This window comes from Streptomyces sp. NTD91, assembly GCF_059510455.1.
The window spans coordinates 163,161-181,397 of sequence record NZ_JCAJZW010000007.1; the positions used below are offsets into that span (position 1 = coordinate 163,161).

Annotated in this window: 14 protein-coding genes; 11 read left to right on the forward strand and 3 right to left on the reverse strand. The window is 72.6% G+C overall.

Going from position 1 to position 18,237, the window contains the following annotated elements; genetic code table 11:
- Positions 1-62 precede the first annotated feature (62 nt).
- From AC5WRT_RS11065 to AC5WRT_RS11085, 5 genes are all read left to right on the forward strand, one after another.
- Positions 63-1,028 carry an NADPH:quinone oxidoreductase family protein gene (locus tag AC5WRT_RS11065; protein WP_496092804.1) on the forward strand — a complete coding sequence of 322 codons (966 nt, stop codon included), beginning with the start codon at positions 63-65 and terminating at the stop codon, positions 1,026-1,028.
- A complete protein-coding gene (locus tag AC5WRT_RS11070) occupies positions 1,025-2,206 on the forward strand; it encodes an acyl-CoA dehydrogenase family protein (RefSeq protein WP_496092805.1) in 1,182 nt (393 codons plus the stop codon). The genes AC5WRT_RS11065 and AC5WRT_RS11070 overlap by 4 nt, the downstream gene beginning before the upstream one ends.
- The gene (locus AC5WRT_RS11075; RefSeq protein WP_496092806.1) at positions 2,203-3,276 is read left to right on the forward strand and encodes an acyl-CoA dehydrogenase family protein; all 1,074 of its coding nucleotides are present in this window, start codon (positions 2,203-2,205) and stop codon (positions 3,274-3,276) included. Before AC5WRT_RS11070 ends, AC5WRT_RS11075 begins: the two co-directional genes overlap by 4 nt.
- 91 nt (positions 3,277-3,367) lie before the next feature.
- Complete coding sequence (locus AC5WRT_RS11080) at positions 3,368-4,174, forward strand: phosphatidylinositol-specific phospholipase C/glycerophosphodiester phosphodiesterase family protein (RefSeq protein WP_496092894.1); 807 nt, start codon at positions 3,368-3,370, stop codon at positions 4,172-4,174.
- Positions 4,175-4,277: 103 nt separating this feature from the next.
- Entirely contained in the window at positions 4,278-4,472 is a 195-nt protein-coding gene (locus AC5WRT_RS11085) for a hypothetical protein (RefSeq protein WP_496092807.1), read from the forward strand.
- Positions 4,473-4,475: 3 nt separating this feature from the next.
- On the opposite strand, the gene AC5WRT_RS11090 is transcribed toward AC5WRT_RS11085, so the two are convergent.
- The 3 genes from AC5WRT_RS11090 to AC5WRT_RS11100 form a co-directional block, all read right to left on the reverse strand.
- The gene (locus tag AC5WRT_RS11090) at positions 4,476-5,666 is read right to left on the reverse strand and encodes a phosphodiester glycosidase family protein (protein WP_496100172.1); all 1,191 of its coding nucleotides are present in this window, start codon (positions 5,664-5,666) and stop codon (positions 4,476-4,478) included.
- A 147-nt stretch (positions 5,667-5,813) separates the two neighbouring features.
- On the reverse strand, positions 5,814-6,173 hold the full coding sequence (locus tag AC5WRT_RS11095) for a DUF779 domain-containing protein (protein ID WP_496092809.1): 360 nt from the start codon (positions 6,171-6,173) through the stop codon (positions 5,814-5,816).
- 723 nt (positions 6,174-6,896) lie between these two features.
- A complete protein-coding gene (locus AC5WRT_RS11100) occupies positions 6,897-7,535 on the reverse strand; it encodes a DedA family protein (protein WP_496100173.1) in 639 nt (212 codons plus the stop codon).
- A gap of 553 nt (positions 7,536-8,088) precedes the next feature.
- Between AC5WRT_RS11100 and AC5WRT_RS11105 the strand changes: the two genes are divergently transcribed.
- The 6 genes from AC5WRT_RS11105 (at position 8,089) to AC5WRT_RS11130 (ending at position 18,162) form a co-directional block, all read left to right on the forward strand.
- Positions 8,089-9,552 carry a xanthine dehydrogenase small subunit gene (locus AC5WRT_RS11105; RefSeq protein WP_496100174.1) on the forward strand — a complete coding sequence of 488 codons (1,464 nt, stop codon included), beginning with the start codon at positions 8,089-8,091 and terminating at the stop codon, positions 9,550-9,552.
- Positions 9,549-12,026 carry a xanthine dehydrogenase molybdopterin binding subunit gene (gene xdhB, locus AC5WRT_RS11110; RefSeq protein WP_496100175.1) on the forward strand — a complete coding sequence of 826 codons (2,478 nt, stop codon included), beginning with the start codon at positions 9,549-9,551 and terminating at the stop codon, positions 12,024-12,026. The genes AC5WRT_RS11105 and xdhB overlap by 4 nt, the downstream gene beginning before the upstream one ends.
- A 1-nt stretch (position 12,027) precedes the next feature.
- Positions 12,028-12,837, forward strand: coding sequence for a xanthine dehydrogenase accessory protein XdhC (gene xdhC, locus AC5WRT_RS11115; RefSeq protein WP_496100176.1), 810 nt, complete (start codon positions 12,028-12,030; stop codon positions 12,835-12,837).
- A 711-nt stretch (positions 12,838-13,548) separates the two neighbouring features.
- Complete coding sequence (locus AC5WRT_RS11120) at positions 13,549-16,281, forward strand: ATP-binding protein (protein WP_496100177.1); 2,733 nt, start codon at positions 13,549-13,551, stop codon at positions 16,279-16,281.
- A 138-nt stretch (positions 16,282-16,419) separates the two neighbouring features.
- Positions 16,420-17,244 carry an alpha/beta hydrolase gene (locus AC5WRT_RS11125; RefSeq protein WP_496092815.1) on the forward strand — a complete coding sequence of 275 codons (825 nt, stop codon included), beginning with the start codon at positions 16,420-16,422 and terminating at the stop codon, positions 17,242-17,244.
- 138 nt (positions 17,245-17,382) lie between these two features.
- Positions 17,383-18,162, forward strand: a complete 780-nt coding sequence (locus AC5WRT_RS11130; protein WP_496100178.1) for an SDR family NAD(P)-dependent oxidoreductase — start codon at positions 17,383-17,385, stop codon at positions 18,160-18,162.
- Positions 18,163-18,237 lie beyond the last annotated feature (75 nt).

Genomic DNA, 18,237 nt, shown 5'->3' on the forward strand with positions numbered 1-18,237 from the left:
CAAGCGACCGCTTAGTATGCGAGCGGACCCGGTCAGACGAAGCAGTCCCGTGGAGGCCCCGCATGCAGGCATGGCAAGTGCACGAGAACGGCGAGCCGGGCGAGGTGATGCGCCTGGCGGAGGTGGAGCCCCCCACGCCCTCGGAAGGCCAGGTGCGCCTGCGCGTGCGTGCCGCCAACGTCAACTTCCCGGACGGGCTGCTGTGCCGCGGCCAGTACCAGGTGCGTCCGCCGCTGCCGTTCACGCCCGGTGTGGAGATCTGCGGCGAGACCGAGGACGGCCGCCGGGTGATCGCCAACCCCGCGCTGCCGTACGGCGGTTTCGCCGAGTACGCCCTCGCCGACGCCCGCGCCCTGCTGCCCGCGCCCGAGTCGCTGGACGACGCCGAGGCCGCCGCACTGCACATCGGCTACCAGACCGGCTGGTTCGGCCTGCACCGCCGGGCCCGCCTGGAGGCGGGGGAGACCTTGCTCGTGCACGCCGCCGCCGGCGGTGTCGGCAGCGCCGCCGTCCAGCTCGGCAAGGCGGCCGGCGCCACCGTGATCGGTGTCGTCGGCGGCGCCGACAAGGCCGCCGTCGCCCGTGAACTGGGCTGCGACGTCGTGGTCGACCGCCGCTCCGAGGACGTGATCGCGGCCGTCAAGGAGGCCACCGGCGGTCGGGGCGCGGACGTGATCTACGACCCCGTGGGCGGCGAGGCCTACGCCCAGTCCGCCAAGCTCGTCGCCTTCGAGGGCCGCATCGTCGTCATCGGCTTCGCGAGCGGCACCGTCCCCAGCCCGGCCCTCAACCACGCGCTGGTGAAGAACTACTCGATCCTGGGCCTGCACTGGGGCCTGTACAACACCAGGAACCCCGAGCTCGTCCTGCGCTGCCACGAGGAACTGACCGCACTGGCCGCCCGGGGCGCGATCAAACCGCTGGTGAGCGAGCGGGTGCCGCTCGCCGGGGCCGCCACGGCCGTGCAGAAGGTGGCGGACGGCCGCTCCACCGGCCGCATCGCCGTCGTGATGGAGGGAGCAGCATGACCGACGTCGAGGAACTCGGCCGCCGCGCACGGGAGTTGCTGGCCGCACATCCGCCCGCCCACACGGACCGCCTGGACTTCCTGCGCGCCCGCTTCGACGCCGGCCTCGCCTGGGTGCACTTCCCGGAGGGCCTCGGCGGACTGGACGCCCCGCGCTCCCTGCAGGGCGTGGTGGACGCCGAACTGGAGGCCGCGGGCGCCCCCGACAACGACCCCCGGCGCATCGGCATCGGCCTGGGCATGGCCGCTCCGACCGTTCTCAAGTACGGCACCGAGGAGCAGAAGCGGCGCTTTCTGCGCCCGCTGTGGACGGGCGAGGAGGTCTGGTGCCAGCTGTTCAGCGAGCCGGGCGCCGGCTCCGACCTGGCCGCGCTCGGCACCCGCGCGGTGCGGGAGGGCGACGAATGGGTTGTCAACGGGCAGAAGGTGTGGACGTCCAGCGCCCACCTCGCCCGCTGGGCCATCCTCATCGCCCGCACCGATCCGGACGTGCCCAAGCACGCGGGCATCACCTACTTCATCTGCGACATGACCGACCCGGGCGTCGAGGTCCGGCCCCTGCGCCAGATCACCGGCGAGGCCGAGTTCAACGAGGTCTTCCTCACCGACGTCCGCATTCCCGACTCCCGCCGCCTCGGCGAAGTCGGCGACGGCTGGCGGGTCGCGCAGACCACGCTGAACAACGAGCGCGTCGCCATCGGCGGCATGCGGCTGCCCCGCGAGGGCGGCATGATCGGCCCGGTCGCAAGGACCTGGCGCGAGCACCCCGAACTGCGCACCCACGAACTGCACCAGCGGCTGCTGAAGCTGTGGGTCGAGGCCGAGGTCGCCCGGCTCACCGGCGAACGCCTGCGCCAGCAGCTCGCCGTGGGCCAACCCGGCCCCGAGGGCGCCGGCATGAAGCTCGCCTTCGCCCGGCTCAACCAGGAGATCAGCGGCCTGGAGGTCGAACTTCGCGGTGCGGAGGGCCTGTTGTACGACGACTGGACCATGCGCCGTCCCGAGCTGGTCGACTTCACCGGCCGTGACGCCGGCTACCGCTATCTGCGCTCCAAGGGCAACAGCATCGAGGGTGGGACCAGCGAGGTCCTGCTGAACATCGTCGCCGAGCGGGTCCTCGGCCTGCCCGCCGAGCCGCGCACCGACAAGGACGTCGCCTGGAAGGACCTCGCCCGATGACCGATCTGCTGTACTCGGAGGAGGAAGAGGCGCTGCGGGCCGCCGTACGGGACCTGCTCACCGACCACTGCGCCGCCTCGGACGTCCTCGCCCGCATCGAGTCGGACACCCCGCACGACCTCCCCCTGTGGAAGTCACTCGCCGAGGGCATGGGCCTGGCCGGTCTCCTGGTGCCCGAGGAACTGGGCGGCCAGGGTGCCTCGGCCCGCGAAGTCGCCGTGGTCCTGGAGGAGTTGGGCCGGGCCGTCGCTCCCGTGCCGTACCTCACCAGCGCGGTCGTGGCCACCGAGGCCCTGTTGGCCTGCCGGGACGAGAAGCTGCTGGGACAGCTGGCCGCCGGGCGCACCGTCGGCGCCCTCGCGGTCGGCCTGCACACGGCCCCGGGCGCCGCCCCCGAGGCCGTACGGCTGGCGAACGGCACCCTGCACGGGGAGGTGACCGGCATCGCCGACGCGGCCGTGGCCGACGTCCTGCTCGTCCCGGCCGACGACGGCGGCCTGTACGCCGTGGCCGCGGACGCCGTGACGGTCGTCCCGCAGACCTCCCTCGACCTGACCCGGCCGCTGGCGACACTGCGGCTGGAGGGTGCCCCCGGCCGCCGTGTCGGCGACAGCGAACCCGCCGTACGGCGCGCCCTGCGGGCCGCCGCCGGACTGCTCGCGTCCGAACAACTCGGCCTCGCCGAATGGGCGTTGACCGAGACGGTCCGCTATCTGAAGGAGCGCAAGCAGTTCAACCGGCCGGTCGGCGGTTTCCAGGCGCTCAAGCACCGGCTCGCCCAGCTGTGGCTGGAGGTCGTCAACCTCCGTGCCGCCGCACGTGCCGCCGCGGACGCGCTGGTCACCGGTGAGGACACGGACGTCTCGGTCGCCGTCGCCCAGGCCTACGCCGCCCCGGTCGCCGTCCACGCCGCCGAGGAGGCGCTGCAGCTGCACGGCGGGATCGGGATGACCTGGGAGCATCCGATCCACCTGTACCTCAAGCGGGCCAAGGCGGACTCCCTCGCCCACGGCACGGCGGGGGCCCACCGCGAGGCGCTGGCCGCGCTGGTCGACCTCCAGGCACCCTGAGCCGGCCGCAGGAAGCCCGCCCCGCTCGGGGCGGGCTTCGCCATGCCCCACCGGAGAAGTGAGAACGCGCCAACTCCCGGCGAGCGCCCACCTGTTCGATGGCGCGGCCGCGCAGGCCCGGGCGGGCGGCGCCCGGTGTGACCGGCGCCCGCTGTGGAACGCCCACGCCCACAACGACTACGAGCACCCACGGCCGCTGCTCGACGCGCTCGACCACCGTTTCGGCAGCGTCGAGGCCGACATCTTCCTCGTCGGTGACCAGCTCCTCGGCGGCCATGACAGCTCCGAGCCGGACCCGTCGCGCACCCTGGAGTCCCCCTGCCTCGGCCCGCTCGCCGCCCGCGTCCGCGCCGGCCACGGCACGGTGTACCGGGGATGGCGCCGGCCGCTCCAGCTCCTGATCGACATCAAGACCGAGGGCTCGTCGACGTACCTCGAACTCGACCGCCGTCTGCGCCGCCACCCGCACCTTTTCACCCGCTACGCGCACGGCAGGGTGCACCCCGGGCCGGTCACCGCCGTCATCTCCGGCGACCGCGCGGCCCGTGGGCCCATGGAGGCGCAGCAGGAGCGGCTCGCCTTCTACGACGGCCGGCTCACCGACCTCGGCAGCACCGCTCCCGCCACCTTCATCCCGCTGATCAGCGACAACTGGACACAGAACTTCACCTGGTCGGGAGAGGGCGCGTTCCCCGACGCCGAACGGCGCAGGCTGCGCGGGATCACCGCCACCGCCCACGCGCGCGGGCAGCGGGTGCGGTTCTGGGCCACCCCGGACGCCGCGGGCCCGGCCCGCGACGTCCTGAGGACGGAACTGCTCGCCGCCGGTGTCGACTGTCTGAACACCGACGACCTGGCCGGCCTCGAGGCCTTCCTCGACGCCCGCTCCACCGCGTAACACCACACGTTCGGGGGACACGTCAGCCGCCCGGACGAGCCCTCCGCTGCGCCAGACTTGCGGCCGAACGCCGCTCACGAGGCGTGGCGGAGGAGGTTTTCCGGTGGTCATTCCCGTCTCTGCGGTGCTGTTGCTCCTGGTCCTGGCGGTGATCTTCATCCGTAACTGCGCACTGAAGATCTCCCATGCCGTGGTCTGCGTGCTGCTCGGCTTCTTCCTGGCCGGCACGTGTCTGGCGCCCACCATCCACAGCGGGATCGCCACGACCGCCGACCTGGTGAGCAGCCTGCGGCCGTGAGGCTCAGCCGGCCGAGAACACCCCGATGCCGTTGGCGACCGGACGTTCGGCGCCACCGCTCGGGTGGTTGCGGACCGTCACGCCGCGCGCGCCCTCGTCGCGGGTGACCAGCTCCGTCGAGCCGCCCCCGTCGAGGTTGAACGCGTCCGACGCGCCGAGTGAGCGCATGGTGCCGGCCTCCTCCGCGACCGTCATCCCGGTCCGATAGGCGGCGGCCCCGTCCAGTGCCAGGATCAGGAGCCGCCGTCCGCCGCCGGACACACCCACGACCGTGCGCACCGCCGAGGCGGTGTCGTCCAGGCCGGGCAGCGCCCGGCCGGCCCTCAGGACGGGGAAGCCGCCGATCGCGAACGTGTACGGCACCCCGGAGGAGGTCGCCACCAGAGTGTGGGTCACGGTCACCCGGGCACCGACGGAGAGCTTGCGCAGCCGCTGTGCGCCCTGCCCGCGGCCCACCAGGACCGTGCTGCCCACGGAGATGGGGCCGCTGCCCGGCGCGTCGGCGGTGGCGACCACCCGCCCGCCCCGCACCGTCACCTCATGGGTGTCGGTACTGCACGGCGCCGACCGCTCGGCGTCGGTGCCGCACACGGCACGCATCCGGGAGGCGCTGCCCCACCGCGACGTGAAGGCACCGACGGAGTTCTCCGCGAGCGCGTACTGATTGAGGCCCTTCAACGGGAACGAGCCCTCCGGCGTGGCCACACTGCCGGCCAGGGAGAGGCGGTCCAGCCGGGCCCTTCGGTCGGTGCCCACGGCGAGCACGTCCTGGGTACTGGTGCCCGGCGGCAGCGCGGGCCCGAACCGCTGGCCGTTCGGCACCGCCGCCTTGATCACCTGCCCGTCCGCGACGGCCGGTCCGACGCTCGCGCCGGTGGCCGCCACGCCCGGGTGCTGGGCCTCGGTGATGTCGAAGAAGTCGCCGTTGACGCCCGCGACCGCCCCGGCCGAGTCCGCCATCCGCGAGACGGTGGCCCGGGCCGCCACCGCGCCGGGATACAGCAGATCCACACGGACGCGCGGATCGCCCAGATCGACCGTGAGCAGATGGGCGTGTGCCGTGCCCGCGCCCGCCGCGATGTCGAACTGCCGGTAGGTGACGCCCGGCGCGATCCGTCTGCCGTCCGGTACGGCACCGGCCGGAGCCGCCCCTGCGAGGGCCGCACCGGCCAGTACACCGAACGCCGTGACCACTGTGAGAACCGCTCTGCCCGCTGCCGCGCATCGTCTGCGAGGTCTGGTCACCGTACCCCCTGATGTCTCGTCAACTGTCCCTGTCGTACGGGCTGTCGTACGGGTTGTACGGGGCAGTGGACCAGAGTGCGGCGACCGCCGGGCCGACTAGGCGTCGACTACGCGAGAACGGGTGAGAAAACGCACCCCCTCGGGTGCCTCGAGTGAGAAGCCACTGCCCCGTCCGGGGACGACGTCCACGATCAGCCTGGTGTGGCACCACGCCTCGTACTGGCTCCGCGACATCCAGAACGTGACGGGCTCGGCCACGCCGTCCACCGTCAGCTCCGCCAGCAGCACGTCGGAGCCGCCGGTGCGGAACTCGCCGTCCGGGTAGCACATGGGGGCGCTGCCGTCACAGCAGCCGCCGGACTGGTGGAACATCAGCGGACCGTGCTCGGCGTGCAGCCGCCGCACCAGGTCCGCGGCCTGAGGAGTGAGTTCGACGCGGGGGACTTCCTCGTCCATGGGTCACCGTCCTGAAGAGCCGGGGCGCGGGGGGCACCGGACCGTCCCAGTCTCACGGAACGTCACAGGGCCGTCCAGAACGCCTGGTTGGACGATCCGGAGGCATGAGCGGCGGCCGAGGACGTTCGCCGGGGACAGTTGAGCCTGATGACCTGGGACCGCACCGCGCCCGTGGCGCCGGCGTGACGGTGCACAGGACGTTCATCAAGCGCCCGTCCCCGGCCCGGCCCCGGCTTCCCGGGCGAGGCGTGACGGGCCCGGTGCAGAGGAGTCCGCCGAACGCCGTCCGTCCGGCCACCGCCCTCGCGTCGGCCGCCAGGTCCGGCACGAAGTGGCGGACGGGGACGATGCGGCCGGTGACCGCGTTGTCGACCCGGTTGCCGAGCACCCCGTACATGGCCCCCGTGATGACCTGGCGCGGCGCGCCGGCCGCCGGTCCCGGCCCTGCAGGGCCTCCAGGGCATGACCGGAGACGCCGCCTGGGTCGCGGGCCAGGCGGCGGCCGGCCCGCCCGAGCGTCGGCGGGCGGGCCGGCCCCGGGGTCCCGGCCGACGATCCGCTGAGGATGGCCGACACCGGCCTGCCGGAGTTGCCGGTGGCGCTCACGGTCGCCGCGGCCGGGTCACGCACCGGGCGGCAGAGGTGTGAGGCAGCCCGAGGAGCCGGCGAACCGCGCGATCAGCGACGACGCTGCCGCAGCCGACGTACGGCGGGGGCGGCCCCTCAGCGGGGCGCCCGGCGTCGCTCGCGGCGGGCCCGCCGGGCCTCGATCAGCAGGGGCAGCAAGGAAAGGACGACGACCACGGCGACCAGCGGCAGCAGGTAGTCGTCGATGTGCGGGACGGACGTGCCGAGGCTGTATCCGGCGAGGACGAGCGCCTGCGACCACAGCAGCCCGCCCACCGTCTGCCAGAGCGTGAAGGACCGCACGGGCACCCCGAGGGCGCCGGCCACGGGGTGCAGCACCGTCCGCAGGAACGGCACGAACCGGCCGATGACCAGTGCCTTCCCATGGCCGTACCGGGCCAGTAGCTCCTCGGCCCGGACGGTCGCCGCCTTCACCCGGCGGCTGGAGGCGCGGGCCAGCAGCGCCCGTCCGCCGTGCCGCCCGATCAGGTACCCGACCTGTCCGCCGGCCACCGCCCCGACCGCGGCGCACAGCAGGACCTGCCACAGGGCCAGCCGGGGCGGCTGGTGCGTGCTGCCGGCGCACAGCACGCCGGCCGGGAACAGCAGGGTGTCCCCGGGCAGGAAGAAGCCGAAGACCAGCAGACCGGACTCCGCGAAGATCACCACCAGGACGCCGAGCGCGCCGAAGGCGGCCAGCACCGAGGCGCTGTTCATCGGGTTGACGGCCATCACCTTGCAGCGCCTCCCGGCCTGCTCGCAGGGCTCCTCGCACCAGCATCGCCCGCCCGGCCGGAAACCGCCCCGGCGGAGCGGGACCGGGGCCGTGCGACGGCGGGCCCCCGGAGCGAACCGCGACCTCGGGGAGACACCCGTCCCGCACCATGCAGGGGCAGGCGGGCTTCTTCGGTGGGCGTCACGGCGCGCCACGGCTCCGTGACCGGAGGGTGACCTCTTGACCTCTGTGACCCCAGCCACTAGCTTGCGATAGCCGATGCCCATCACCGAAAGGAGGCGACCAGCGGATGAACACCAGCTCTGATCTCGGTCGCCTCGCCCAGCTCACCGCCTGGGTTCCGGGTCGGATCGCGCACGGCTGCTGAACGCGCCGTTCTGATGTGCCCCTGCGCGGCACATTCCGGGTGCCCCGTCACCACCTTCCGGCACGTCTCTGACGCGTGCCGTTGTGCGCCCGCTCCTCTCCCGCGGCGCGTCTGAACACAGAAAGCTGCCTGAAATTGGCGAACATGATGAATCGACCCCTCGTGTACCGAAATGTGGGCCTGTCATGGTAGAAGCGCGGATCACGGTCAATGGGCAAGAAGCACCGATCTCGCCGGTTGCGCCCCACACCACAGTGCTGGACTTTCTGCGCGAGCGCGGTCTCACGGGCACCAAGGAGGGCTGTGCCGAGGGCGAGTGCGGCGCCTGTTCGGTCCTGGTGGCCCGGCCCGGAGTGAACAAGCCCACCGACTGGGTGGCGGTCAACGCCTGCCTGGTCCCGGTCGCGGCGCTCGACGGCCAGGAGATCGTCACCTCCGAGGGGCTCGCCACCCCCGGCGAACCCGGCACACCGCCCACTCTGCACCCGGTGCAGGAGGAGATGGCGGTCCGCGGCGGCTCCCAATGCGGCTACTGCACGCCCGGATTCGTGTGCAGCATGGCCGCCGAGTACTACCGGCCCGACCGCTGCGCGCACGCGGAGCCGGCCGACGGCACCGACGCCGAGCACGGCCCGAACGGTTTCGACCTGCACGCCCTGAGCGGGAACCTGTGCCGCTGCACCGGGTACCGCCCGATCCGCGATGCCGCGTTCGCCGTCGGCACGCCCACCGAGGACGACCCGCTGGCGCGGCGCCGCGAGCAGTCCCCGCCCGCACCTGTCGCCACCGAGTACGCCCAGGGGGGCGGGGCGTTCCTGCGCAGGAGCACCCTGCCGGAGACGCTGCGCCTGCTGCGCGAGCGGCCCGACGCGGTGGTGGTCGCCGGCTGCACCGACTGGGGCGTCGAGGTGAACATCCGTGCCCGGCGGGCCGATCGCGTGGTCGCCGTCGACCGGCTGCCCGAACTGCGCGAACTGCGCGTCGAGCCGGACCACATCGAGATCGGGGCGGCGCTGACGCTCACCGAGATCGAACGCCGCCTCGACGGCAGCATCCCCCTGCTGGCGGAGTTGTTCCCGCAGTTCGCGTCCCGGCTCATCCGCAACAGCGCGACCTTCGGCGGCAACCTGGGCACCGGCTCGCCCATCGGTGACAGCCCGCCCGCGCTGCTCGCGCTGGAGGCGTCGGTGGTGCTCGCCGACGCGGACGGTGAGCGGGTGGTCCCGCTGGCCGACTACTTCACCGGCTACCGGCAGAGTGTGCGCCGTCCCGGCGAACTGATCCGCGCGGTGCGCATCCCCACGCAGCTGTCCCCGGTCGTGGCCTTCCACAAGATCGCCAAGCGGCGCTTCGACGACATCTCCAGTGTGGCTGTCGCCTTCGCGCTGGACATCGAGGACGGGATCGTCCGCAAGGCACGCATCGGCCTGGGAGGTGTGGCCGCCACCCCGATCCGCGCCCTCGACACCGAGGCGGCCCTGGAGGGCAGGCCGTGGGCGGCTGGGACCGTCGAGGCCGCGGCCCAGGTGCTGCGCGCCCAGGGCACGCCGATGAACGACCACCGCGCCAGCGCCGAGTACCGCTCCGCGATGCTCGGCCAGAGCCTGCTGAAGCTGTACGCGCACACCAACGAGGCGGTGTCGTCATGAGTCATCTGTCCGAACGCCCCGAAAGGCCCGTCGTCGGCCTGCCCATGCCGCACGAGAGTGCAGGCCTGCACGTCACCGGCACCGCGCTCTACACCGACGACCTGGTCCATCGCACCAAGGACGTCCTGCACGCCCACCCGGTCCAGGTCATGAAGGCCCACGGCAGGATCACCGCGCTGCGCACCGAGCCCGCACTCGCCGTGCCCGGCGTGGTCCGGGTGCTGACCGGAGCCGACGTGCCCGGCGTCAACGACGCCGGGATGAAGCACGACGAGCCGCTGTTCCCCGACGAGGTCATGTTCTACGGCCACGCGGTCGCCTGGGTGCTCGGCGAGAGTTGGGAGGCGGCCCGGCTCGGAGCCGCCGCCGTCGAGGTGGAGATCGAGGAACTGCCCTCCCTGGTCACGCTGCAGGACGCGATGGCGGCCGGCAGCTATCACGGCGCCCGGCCCCTGATGGTGCAGGGCGACACCGAAGCGGGCTTCGCCGATTCCGCGCACGTCTTCACCGGCGAGCTCCAGTTCTCCGGCCAGGAGCACTTCTACCTCGAGACCCACGCGGCGCTGGCCCAGGTCGACGAGAACGGTCAGGTGTTCATCCAGAGCAGCACCCAGCACCCCTCGGAGACCCAGGAGATCGTCGCGCACGTGCTCGGTGTGCCCGCCCACGAGGTGACCGTGCAGTGCCTGCGCATGGGCGGCGGCTTCGGCGGCAAGGAGATGCAGCCGCACGGCTTCGCGGCCGTCGCCGCGCTCGGCGCCAAGCTGACCGGCCGGCCCGTCCGGTTCCGGCTCAACCGGACCCAGGACCTGACCATGTCCGGCAAGCGGCACGGGTTCCACGCCCGGTGGAAGATCGGCTTCGACGCCGACGGCCGTATCCAGGCCCTGGACGCCACCCTGACCGCGGACGGCGGCTGGAGCCTGGACCTCTCCGAGCCGGTGCTGGCCCGAGCGCTGTGCCACGTCGACAACACCTACTGGATTCCCAACGCCCGCGTCGCCGGCCGCGTCGCCAAGACCAACACGGTGTCCAACACCGCCTTCCGCGGCTTCGGCGGACCCCAGGGCATGCTGGTCATCGAGGACATCCTCGGCCGCTGCGCGCCGGTGCTCGGCCTGGACCCCATGGAGTTGCGGGAACGCAACTTCTACCGGCCGGGCCAGGGCCAGACGACACCGTACGGCCAGCCGGTCACGCAGCCCGAACGGATCTCCACCGTTTGGCGGCAGGTCCAGGAGAACGCCGGCATCGCCGACCGCAGGCGCGAGATCGCCGCCTTCAACGCCGCGCACCCGCACACCAAGCGGGCCCTCGCGGTCACCGGCATCAAGTTCGGCATCTCGTTCAACCTCACCGCTTTCAACCAGGGCGGCGCGCTGGTGCTGATCTACAAGGACGGCTCCGTCCTGATCAACCACGGCGGCACCGAGATGGGCCAGGGCCTGCACACCAAGATGCTCCAGGTGGCCGCGACCACGCTGGGCATCCCGCTGCACAAGGTCCGCCTGGCCCCCACCCGGACCGACAAGGTGCCCAACACATCCGCCACTGCCGCCAGTTCCGGGGCGGACCTCAACGGCGGCGCGATCAAGAACGCCTGCGAGCAGCTGCGCGAGCGACTGCTGCACGTGGCCGCCACACAGCTGGGCGCCAACCCCTCGGACGTGCGCATCGTCGAGGGCGTCGCGCGCGCCCTGGGCAGCGACGACGAGCTGGCCTGGGACGATCTGGTGCACACCGCGTACTTCCAGCGCGTCCAGCTGTCGGCGGCCGGTTTCTACCGGACGGAGGGACTGCACTGGGACGCGAAGGCGTTCCGCGGCTCGCCGTTCAAGTACTTCGCCCACGGCGCAGCCGCGACCGAGGTCGAGGTGGACGGCTTCACCGGCGCCTACCGCATCCGCCGGGTGGACATCGTGCACGACGTCGGTGACAGCCTCTCCCCGCTGATCGACATCGGGCAGGTCGAGGGCGGTTTCGTGCAGGGTGCGGGCTGGCTGACGCTCGAGGACCTGCGCTGGGACACCGGTGACGGGCCGCACCGCGGTCGGCTGCTGACCCAGGCCGCGAGCACCTACAAGCTGCCGAGCTTCTCGGAGATGCCCGAGGAGTTCAACGTCATGCTGCTGGAGAACGCCACCGAGGAGGGCGCGGTCTACGGGTCCAAGGCGGTCGGTGAACCTCCGCTGATGCTGGCGTTCTCGGTGCGCGAGGCGCTGCGGCAGGCCGCCGCCGCGTTCGGGCCGAGCGGCGTCGGCGTCGAGCTGGCCTCGCCCGCGACACCGGAGGCGGTGTACTGGGCGATCCAGGCGGCCCGCCGGGGCGGTGCCTCGCGCAACGGCCACGCCGGAGACGGGCACGCCGTGGTCGGCCACGCCGGAGACGGGCACGCCGTGGTCGGCCACGCCGGAGACGGGCACGCCGCGGCCGGCCGTGGCCTGACCGACGCCGAAGCGCTGAACGGTGCCTGACATGACGTGGATCGCCGCGGTGGCACGGTTGCGAGCACGCCGGGAGCCCGGCGTGCTGGTGACCGTCGCCACCGTGCGCGGCCATGCCCCGCGCGACGCCGGCGCCAAGCTCGTCGTGGGGCGGACTGGGACATGGGGCTCGATCGGTGGCGGCAACGTCGAGGCCGTCGCCATCGAACGGGCTCGGGAGATGATCGCCGCATCCCAGCGGGAGCCGGAGCTGATGGACTTCGCCCTGAACGAGAAGGTGACCAACCAGCACGGCGTGCAGTGCTGCGGCGGGACGGTCTCGGTGCTGCTCGAACCGCTGCCGGTGGCGCGGGTCGTGGCGATCTTCGGCGTCGGTCACGTCGGCCTGGAACTGGCGCGCGTCCTGGCACGTCACGACCTCGACCTCCATCTGATCGACACCCGCTCCGACGTCCTCACCGAGGAGCGGCTCGACGTCCTCGCGGACGCGGTGGCGCAGGTGCAGGTGCATCACACGCCACTGCTGCCCGAGGAGGTGCTGGAGCAGTTGCCGCGCGGCACCCACGTCCTGATCATGACCCACGACCACGCCGAGGACGCCGCACTGTGCGACGCCGCCCTGCGCACGAGCCACCTCGGCTCCATCGGCCTGATCGGATCCGCCGCCAAGTGGGCGCGGTTCCGCAAGCGCCTCGCCACCGAGGGGGGCCACGACGAGGCCACCATCGACCGGATCAAGACCCCGATCGGGCTGCCCGACATCAGCGGCAAGGAACCGGCGACCATCGCGGTGAGCGTCGCCGCCGACCTGCTGCGCACCTTCGAGACCGGGAAGACCTGACGCCACCGTGCATGCCGGGCGCCCTCCGACCGAGCCCGGCGAAAGGCGCAAGACGATTACAGGCCCAGGTCAGACGCCCTTTTCCTGATGGTCGCGATGTGCTCCCCGGTGCAGGGGGTGCCGTCCGGGCTTCGGGAAGACGTGGTCGGCGTCGTCGGTGCCGGACGCAGCCCGCACATCCTTCTCGAGGCGGCCCGCCGGGGCGGCTCCTTCGGAATCAGCGGCCGGCGTCGCCGGTTCGCCCCTCTGCCGTCCTGTCTCCCGGGGCGGCCGCGGTTCCACCGTTTCGGGTGTCCGCGCCACGACCCATGGCTCGGCCCCGATAGTGCCGAATCGTTCGCGGGCCCGGCGTGTGGAGTTCGGCGGAGCCCGCCTGTCCGCCGTGCGGGCCGACGTCGTGGGCGTCACCGGCCGGCTGTCCCCGTGCCCCTGTGAAGGATCCGGTCGGACCGGACCGGACCTGGCGTGGGCGGTGACGACGGCCGGGCGCCATAGGATGGTGCGGTCCCATTCAGCACTGCTCGTTCGAGGCACTGCAGCACCGCGGCCTCGAGCGGACGAACGGTCGTGCGGCTGTCCCCTGCGTCCTCCCTGCGGCGAGAGGCATCCCTGATCGTGACGCCGCGGACAACCGGCGTGATGTGCTGTATACCAGGGCCGCCGCGGCGTCGGCTGTCGTCGTCGCACCGCCGGGCAGAGGACGGGAACCTGATGGAGAAGCATCTGATCGTCGGCCGGGAAGCCGAGCTGGGGGCGTTGTCACGTCTGGTGGCGTCGCCCGACGGCCAGGCGGTGCTGGTGCGGGGCGAGGCCGGCGTGGGCAAGAGCCTGTTGCTTGCTGTGGCCGCTGAACAGGCCGGGGCTTCGGGGCACCGGGTGATCAAGGTGACCGGCGTGGAGTCGGAGACGGCGCTGCCCTTCGCAGGCCTCCACCAGATGCTGCACCCCCTGCTGCACACGATGCCCGGTCTCGACCAGTCCACGCGGGCCGTGGTGGACACGGTGTTCGGGCGGCGGGCGGGCCGGGCCCCCTCGGTGATGGCTCTGGGGATCGCCGTGCTCGATGTCATGGCCTTGGCCGCCAGTGATGCGCCGCTGCTCCTCGTCGTCGACGACGCGCACCTGCTCGACCCGCACAGTGCCGAGGTGGGCGGATTCATCGCCCGCCGTCTGGCCGGAAACGCCGTACGGATGATCATCGCCGTCCGTGCCGACACATCCTCGGCCTGGGACACTGCCGCCCTGCCGGAGTTGTCTGTGGCCCCGCTCGACGCCGAGGCATCCGCCGACCTGCTTCAGATCCGTGCGCCGGGAGTTCCTCCTGCCCTGCGTACACGCGTGCTCGAGCTGGCACGGGGCAACCCGCTGGCCCTGACGGAACTGCCGCACGCCCTGGAGCAGGGCACCATCGGCAGTGTGACGGCCGAGGCACTGCCTCTGCCGCGGCGCCTGGAGCACATGTACGGCGACCGGATCAAGGACCTGCCTGCCGCCCAACGCACCTGCCTGCTCCTCGCCGCGCTGGACGGCGGCGGCGCCGACACGTCGCCGGCCGGCCGGACGCGGTACCGGCTGCGGCAGGCCGACGAGGCGGTCGCCAGGGGCCTGCTGGTGCTGGACGCCGCGTCCGGCGAGCTGGTCTTCCGGCATCCACTGGTGCGTTCCGCGTTGCTGCAGATGGCCACCCCCAATGAGCGCCGTGCGGCCCACGGGCGACTGGCCGAGCTGCACCGCGCGGATCTGGAGCGGCACGCCACGCATCTGGCGGCCGCCACGGTCGATCCGGACGAAACCGTTGCCGCCGTCCTGGAGCGCGCCGCCCGCTCGGCCAGCGCCCGCGGCGGTGCCACGGCGGCCGTGGCCCTGCTGACACGCGCCGCGGAACTCAGCCCTGCCACCGGGCCGCGCTCGCGCCGCCTGGGGGATGCGGCCTTCGTCGCCGCGCAGTCCGCTCTGCTGGACCGGGCCGACGAATTGCGGGAGGCGTCGGACCGTCTGGCAGCGGGCTCCCCGTCCCCCGCCGCCGCGGTCACCGACGCCTACGTGGCCCTGTACCAGCAGGGCGACGTGCGCTCGGCGCATCGCCGTGCGGCCCATGCGCTGCGCACCATGCCGCCGGACACCGACACGGCCGTCCGGACCCGCTTGCTGAACCTGTTGCTGGCCATCAGCCTGTTCTCGGCCGACCCGGCCCTGTGGCGCGTGACCGACGGCCTCGTCGACGCCCAGGGCACGAGCGCCGATGAGACCACCACGCTGTACCGGGACGCCTGGGGAGACATCACCCGGCGCGGCCACGGCGCCCGCCGACGGCTGCAGGAGCTGTTCGCACGGCTGGACGAGGAGCAGCCGTGGGACGTCATGCGGCTGAGCGTGGCCGCCTACTATCTCGATGCGCTCGGCGACTACCGGTTCCTGGTCCGCCAGGTCGCCGAACGGGAAGTCGGCAGCGGTGCGGTCACCAACGCCATGACGCTGCTGCAGGTGGTCATGCTCGACCAGATCGCCGGCGGTGACTGGGACGCGGCCGAACACACCGGGCACCGCGGCCTGGAGCTGACCACCCGCCACGGATACGCCCTCTTCGAGCACCAGTACCACGGCTTCCTGGGCCTGATCGCAGCCTGGCGGGGAGATGCCGTACAGGCCGCAGCGGCGATGGACCGGCTGGACCGGTGGGCGCGGCCCCGCGGAGTCGGATACCTCACCCAGCTGGCCGAGGCGATCGGCGCCGCGACCAGCCTCACCGAGGGCGATTACGAAACCGCCTTCGCCTACGCCGGAGGCATCACCGCGCCCGGCACCTTCACCCCCTACTCCCAGCAGGCCCCCCGCACGCTGTTGGACCTGGTCGAGGCCGCCGTGCACACGGGGCGCGGCGACCAGGCCCGCGCCCACACCCACGCTGCCCGCAAGCAGGGCTTGCCCACCATATCCCCGCGCCTGGACTTCCTCACCGCCGCAGCCGATGCCATGACCGCCGAAGGCGACGCCGCCCGCGCTGCCTTCGAGCGTGCCACGCAGCATCCGGCGGCGGCCGACCACCCCTTCGAACTGGCCCGGCTCCGTCTGGCGCAGGGCATGTGGCTGCGCAGAGCAAGAGAGCGTGCAGCGGCGCGTACGGCGCTGGTCCAGGCCGCGGACGCCTTCGAACGCCTGGGCGCCGCTCCCTGGGCGCGGCGGGTACGGGCTGAGCTGCGGGCCACCGGCGCGCCGGGCGGCGGCCCCGCCCCGGGTCGGGCCGCCCTGACCGCACAGGAGCGACGGATCGCGGAACTCGCGGCCGGCGGACTGAGCAACCGGGAAATCGGCGCCCAGCTCTTCTTGTCTCCGCGCACCGTCGGTGCCCACCTCTACCGGGCTTTCCCCAAACTCGGCATCACCTCCCGAGCCGCCCTGCGCGACGCCCTCACCGGTGCCGCCGAGCCCTCTTCCGAGGAGTGACCAGCCGGACCGCGCATGCTCGTGCGGCCTGTCAGTCGGTGACTGCAGTCGATCGACTGATGCGGGGCCCATGACAGTCGCCGGAGCCTGGATGCAGTGAAACCGCCCGAAGCGGTTCCCGAGGACCAGGAGACGGTCATGTCCGACTCACGTACTCCCGTCGTGTTCGTCCACGGCCTGTGGTTGCACGCCTCCTCCTGGCAGCCCTGGCTGGACCTGGCCGCCGAACACGGCTACGCGCCGCTCGCTCCCGGCTGGCCGGGTGAGGCCGCCACCGTGGACGCGGCACGCCGGCAGCCCGAGGCGGTCGCCGGGCTCGGCATCGACGACGTCACCGCCCACTACGCCGACGTCATCCGCTCCCTGGACCGCCGACCGGTGATCATCGGGCACTCCTTCGGCGGCCTGATCGCGCAGAAACTGCTCGGCGACGGTCTGGCCCGCGCCGCCGTCGCCATCGACCCGGCCCAGATCAAGGGCGTCAAGGCTCTCCCACCGGCCCAACTGCGAGCGGGCCTTCCGGTGCTGGGCAACCCGGCCAACCGCCGCCGCGCCGTGTCCCTGACTCGGACGCAGTTCGCCTACGGATTCGGCAACGCGCTGCCGCGCGAGGAGTCCGACGACCTGTACGCGCGCTTCACCATCCCCTCACCGGGCAGGCCGCTCTTCGAAGCGGCGTTCGCCAACTTCTCCCGCACCTCGCCCGCGGCGGTGGCCACCGACAACGCCGACCGCGGGCCGCTGCTGCTGATCTCCGGCCAGGCCGACCGCACCGTCCCGGACTCCGTGACCCGCTCGGCGTACAAGCTGTACGGCGACTCACCGGCCCTGACCGAACTCAAGCAGTTCCCCGACCGCGGCCACTCCCTGGTGATCGACCGCGGCTGGCCCGTCGTCGCCGACTACGCCCTCACATGGCTGGCCCACCAGGGCATCAAGGGCCAGGACACCTCGTACGCCTGACCCCCTCGGCCCGCCGGACGCCTTCGGCCCGTTCGCCGGGCAGGCCCGCACCGACCCGCCGGCGTCGCGGACTCCGCGCCCGGCGCTCGCCCCCCGAACCACCGGTGCCCATCGGCACCCGGACAACCAGGAGAAACCATGAACACCCCACTGCAAGGCCGCACCGCCGTGGTGACCGGTGCCAGCAAGGGCATCGGACTGGCCGTCGTCGCGGCTCTGGCGCAGGCCGGAGCGACGGTCATCGCCGGATCCCGCACCTCCACACCGGAACTGGACGCGCTGGTGAAGGAGCGCGCGGTCACCTGGGTCCCCGTCGACCTCAGCAAGGCCCAGGACGCAGAGCGGCTCGTCCAAGAGACCGGCGAGCACATCGACGTCCTGGTCAACAACGTCGGCACCGCACCTGCCCGGACCGGTGGGTTCCTGTCGGTGACCGACGCCGACTGGCAGCACGTTCTCGATCTGAACCTGCTCAGCGCGGTACGGGTCACCCGAGCGGCCCTGCCGTTCATGCTCGAGGCCGAGCAGGGCTCGATCGTCACGGTTGCCTCCGTCAACGCCACCCTGCCCGACCCGATGGTGATCGACTACAGCGCGGGCAAGGCCGCCCTCATCGCCTTCTCCAAGGCCCTGTCGAAGGAAGTCGGCCCCAAGGGCATCCGCGTCAACACGGTCAGCCCCGGGCCGGTGCGGACCGATCTGTGGCTGGCCCAGGACGGGGTTGCGGCCACCGTCTCCGCCGCCGCGGACATCAGACCCGACGACGTGATCGCGCAGGTGGCCGGCGCGACGGCGACCGGCCGGTTCTCCACCCCCGAAGAAGTCGCCGACCTGGTCCTGTTCCTCGCCGGTGACCAGGCACGCAACATCACCGGCAGCGACATGATCATCGACGGTGGGTTCGTTCCGACCTGGTGATCCCACTGGCGGTGATGACCGTACGTGCGCCGGGGCGCGCGCGCCTTCGGACGACAAGGGCGGGCGCCGGGCGCC